The 4119-nt window shown below is 54.0% G+C and carries 7 protein-coding genes; 3 read left to right on the forward strand and 4 right to left on the reverse strand.

The window, feature by feature from the left end:
- Positions 1 to 751: 751 nt before the first annotated feature.
- The 4 genes from ACNAZA_RS22250 to ACNAZA_RS22265 form a co-directional block, all read right to left on the reverse strand.
- Positions 752 to 970: a hypothetical protein gene (locus ACNAZA_RS22250; protein WP_415798668.1), complete on the reverse strand. Its 219-nt coding sequence runs from the start codon at positions 968 to 970 to the stop codon at positions 752 to 754.
- A 140-nt stretch (positions 971 to 1110) separates the two neighbouring features.
- Entirely contained in the window at positions 1111 to 1332 is a 222-nt protein-coding gene (locus ACNAZA_RS22255; protein ID WP_415798670.1) for a hypothetical protein, read from the reverse strand.
- A gap of 33 nt (positions 1333 to 1365) precedes the next feature.
- Positions 1366 to 1923 carry a hypothetical protein gene (locus ACNAZA_RS22260; protein ID WP_415798671.1) on the reverse strand — a complete coding sequence of 186 codons (558 nt, stop codon included), beginning with the start codon at positions 1921 to 1923 and terminating at the stop codon, positions 1366 to 1368.
- An 895-nt stretch (positions 1924 to 2818) separates the two neighbouring features.
- Positions 2819 to 3202, reverse strand: coding sequence for a hypothetical protein (locus ACNAZA_RS22265; RefSeq protein ID WP_415798672.1), 384 nt, complete (start codon positions 3200 to 3202; stop codon positions 2819 to 2821).
- Positions 3203 to 3246: 44 nt separating this feature from the next.
- Here ACNAZA_RS22265 and ACNAZA_RS22270 point away from each other — a divergent pair, with 44 nt between their 5' ends.
- The 3 genes from ACNAZA_RS22270 to ACNAZA_RS22280 form a co-directional block, all read left to right on the forward strand.
- Entirely contained in the window at positions 3247 to 3528 is a 282-nt protein-coding gene (locus tag ACNAZA_RS22270) for a hypothetical protein (RefSeq protein WP_415798673.1), read from the forward strand.
- Positions 3521 to 3964 carry a hypothetical protein gene (locus tag ACNAZA_RS22275; RefSeq protein ID WP_415798674.1) on the forward strand — a complete coding sequence of 148 codons (444 nt, stop codon included), beginning with the start codon at positions 3521 to 3523 and terminating at the stop codon, positions 3962 to 3964. Before ACNAZA_RS22270 ends, ACNAZA_RS22275 begins: the two co-directional genes overlap by 8 nt.
- A gap of 38 nt (positions 3965 to 4002) precedes the next feature.
- Positions 4003 to 4119: Rha family transcriptional regulator (locus ACNAZA_RS22280; protein ID WP_415798675.1), on the forward strand; the 117-nt coding region annotated here is incomplete at its 3' end.

Consider the following 4119-nt stretch of genomic DNA (forward strand, 5'->3'; position numbering starts at 1 on the left):
GGCGATGGCATAGCCTTGCTGAAATCAAATCGCCCTTGTTGATTGGTCGCGGCCTCAATTACAGCCTGCGAAGCTAGCACTTTGTTCGTGACCCAATTTGGCATCTTTGCTCCTTGAAAAAACAAAAGCGCCCTCGGATGAAGACGCTTTTGTTTTGGCCCCGCTTAGCCCTGCGGGGGAAGGCACATGCATGCCGCATGCTGGCTACTCGCTCACATATCAAAACCTCCGGGCGAAAAAAAGCCACCGGTAAGGTGGCTGTACATAAGAAAGCTGTACTCGGCGAGCTGTTAGCACTCTTGCTACCAATGGCGGTAGCTATGGCGCATACGCAATTGCCTCTCCTCTTGTCTTCTCTTGGCTTTTTCAGGCGGTTCGCACTGCTCGATGTTGGTTGGAGTGGGGAAATCGTCTCCCCTGGCGAAAACTTGTTTGACTGTTTTCCAAACTTTCAGGAACGACGATGGGATGCGGCTTATAGACATATAGACCTCCGGTCTATCACTGCGAGCTAGGGTAGTTCGCCTTATCTCTGGGTGCTCCTTTGTCAGGCCCTGTCGTTGCCTGGACGTGCCTGGGGCTTGGGCTGCTGAGCTTCTTGCTTTGGTAAATGGGTTTGATCGAGACTCGAGGGTATGGGTTGAATCTTTGAGGTTGGCTCATGAAGGATGAGCCACATGTCGCGCCAAAATTCGGTCTGTCGTTTGTGCCTAAGTAATGAAAACATATAAACCTCCGGTCGGATGCTTTTTCAAGCGGAGGAGATTTTGTTGAGGACCGCTTGTAGCAAGATTCGGTTGGTTTTTTTATGAAGCATCTGCTCACGTGTTTCCGCTTGCAACGCTGCATCCGTTTGGAATGGTGTGTGGAAAACATAGTCGTCATCTGAGACGCTACGACTATCGATATCCTTCTTCGCTGCGGGATTTCTAGAGCGAATATTGAAAATGGTTTTGTCGATGAAAGACATATAGACCTCCGGTCTATGGTGGCTGTCAAGATTGATCGCCTGAATCCACAGTACTCCTTTAAATGACCTTAAACGTCACACTCCAAAAACGGCGTCAGGAACGTAGCTGAGCTTTCAAGCTGCGTTAACCGCAATCTCCGTCAGTCCTCAGACGGCAGGAGCAGGCCGTGCTCGCGGCAGTAGGCCATTTCCTCGTCGTAGTCGGTGTCCTCCAGCACCAGGGTGCCGTCAGGTCCGTAAATGTTTCGTGTCGGCGCGCCCATGGCTTGGTCGATGCGTTCAACACGGTAGCCGTGGCGATCCCAGCATCCGTTGGGGCTGTTGGGGCTGGCTGGCTTCTGGGAGGTGTTGGCAGCTTCCATTGTTTTGAAATTCCGTTGGTAATGAGGTGGAGCCTATTCATCCAGCAGGTGCGCTTTGATGAAGGGGCCAAAAAACGGGTGGTCGCCTTTTTTGTATTCCAGGCGGAGGCAGTCACCCGGATTGAAGCCACCAGGCGGTGAAATATGGGCATCCACTCGAACGTCAAAACCCATGTCTCCACTGACCACGGTTAGGTTCCAGGCTCCGCTGACGAATTGCTCGGCGCGTTTCACCTTGGCGCGTAGGAAGGACGTCTGCAGGGTTGCTGCAACCACTTCATCATGTGTTTTGCTGGGCAGCTCCTGGTCTGTCTGTTTGGGAAGGTCAGCCCAGGAGAGGGTTTCATCTTCTCCATCGCTATTGCGCAGCGGGCGCAGCTCAACATCACGATAGACGACGATGTTTGGCGCTCCTGGCGAGCAGTGACGGTCGCCAAACTGAAAGTTGGAGAGAGGGCGCCCCACCCAGTCAGCAGGTATCGAATGGGCGCCGGGCTTGGCGGGGCAGAGGATTTCCAGTAGTGCGCCGTTGTTGTTGGGGTACTCCAAGTCATTGACGACGATGGCCAGATCACCAGGTTTGCACTGCATTTTCACTCCAAATTACTGTGTATTTGTACAGTATCTTAAGGCGAGGTACTGGTCTGGTCAACGCATGAATATCACTTGATACGTTTTGATTTTGAGTATTAAAACAATCATTTATGTTAGAAAGCTGCATATCTGTAGCAATCAGTCCGCAGCACCGCAAGCGATGCTGTGGGTTGATCCCGGTTGACGCTCCGGGCGGCGCCGCTATCGCGGTGGGCTTTTCTTTTCTTGGCATCCCTGTATGCCTCACCCCCGTACTTAGCCCCAGGGTCTGGACTTTGCGTGACCTTTGATGTTCCTGTTGCCGATCCCATCCGGGGGCAGAGCAGTACTGACTACAGCGCACGACGACCTTTTGTATCCCGCTGCCGCCCGCGGTGCCCTATGTTTATCCAGCCGTGCTGCTGCATGAGCCGTGGTGCTGGCTCGATCACCTGGCACCCGCCGCTGTTGTTTAGCGACGGGATTGAATGTACCAAATGATATTGATTTATGCAATATCAAAAGATACTGTTTTGGCGAAAAAAAAGCCGACGAGTGTCGGCTGGCTACATCATTGGATCCTCAATTTCCGGTGGTCATGGCTTCATTCGCTTCATGAAGCATGCTGGCAATGAGTCGCAGAGTCGTGTGCAGACTGGAGTTTTCATCTTTGATGTTCGTTGCGCAGAGCTCGGCTAAGTCCGCAGCCGTTTCCAGTCGCCCTCGGCAAAACGCTTCCCGCTCTTGTTTGGTAGCCAGGCACAGCGTCCCCCCACCGTGATGGAAAAGCGTTACGGGCTCCTCGGGGGAGGGACTGCTGCTCACAAATACCTCATGAAAATACTGTTGTTCCGTACAGTATTCATGGGCGAAGCAAGTTTGTCAATTTATCGGAAAGTCAAAAATTCAAACGTTACGCGCGTGTTTGGGGCAGATCCAGCATGCCGCGCAGCAGGTTTTCTATGCGTCGCACCTCGGCAGGCTCCAGTTTTGCGATGGCTGCAACCACTTCCCGCGAGAGTGCGCGCTCTTGAAATTTTGTGTCGCTAAACCAACCCGTAGCGCCAGGCAGTTGCTCGCAGAGCACGATAGTTTTTTCGGTGATCGGCCGAATGCCGGAAATCATGTGATTTACATAACCACCATCTTTGTACCCCAGCGCCCGACCAAGGGCGGCGCGCCCACCCATGTGATCGGCTAGCGCAGCCAAGCGCTCGCGTCTGAAGGTATCAACAGCATCTTTGTCCATCTGAACAGGATAGACAGCCCGTATCTTATGGTACAGATCTGAATTCATATCAAAAGGTACTCGGAAAGTATCAAAAGATATAGAATTGGTGCATGAGCAAACTTACGCCATGCCTTGAACTGAGGACGTACCTTGAGTCTGAAGGTGCGCTCTCCATAGCCCAGCTCCGCGAGAGCGTTGGTGCCAAGAAGGACGACCAGATTCGTCATTGGCGGGATGGCATTCGCCGTCCGAAGCCGATAACTGCAGTTGCCATTGAGCAGGCAACGCAGGGCGCAGTGCCGCGCCAAGTTTGGTATCCCAAAGACTGGGAGCAAATTTGGCCCGAGCTAGCGCGCGAGGTTGCAGACGTGAGGGGAACGAGCAATGGCTGACTCCAGCGCACGCATCAAACAACTCTCGCACCTGTCCAAGGCCCAGAACGCGGCCCTTGGTGCTGTGATGAATGCCCTCAAGGGGCTTTCCCCGGAGGACGCCCAGGAGGTCTTGGATCACGCCATCGGCCACCTGGCCACCGACGATCAGACCCCGATGTTTGCCCGTGGCATTGCCGGCCCGTTTGGCAAGTTGGACACCCCGGCCAAAACGTGGATCGACTCCCGCACTGATGAGCTGTTCCGTCAAAAGGCCGCCGCGCGCCGTCAGGACGTATCCGGGGCCCAGCGTGACTGCATCTACGCCTGGGTTCACGGCAAGACCTATACGGTGATGGTGGCTGAAAAAGCTTTGCATGACGCCAATGCTATGGACATCCGTGAACAAATGGCAGTGCCATTTGAGGGGAGCGAATTCGGAGGGCGTGGCCGATGAGCGTGACCATGATGGCGCCAGCGGCCATACCGCTGACGATGAGTAGCCGCGAGATTGCGGATCTGACTGGCAAGCGCCATGACAACGTTGTTGCCGACATCCGCAAGATGCTTGCTGAGCTCGGACTTGATCCCCTGAAATTTCAGGGCATCTAT

This window comes from Comamonas aquatilis (assembly GCF_965139575.1).
GTDB lineage: Bacteria > Pseudomonadota > Gammaproteobacteria > Burkholderiales > Burkholderiaceae_C > Comamonas > Comamonas aquatilis.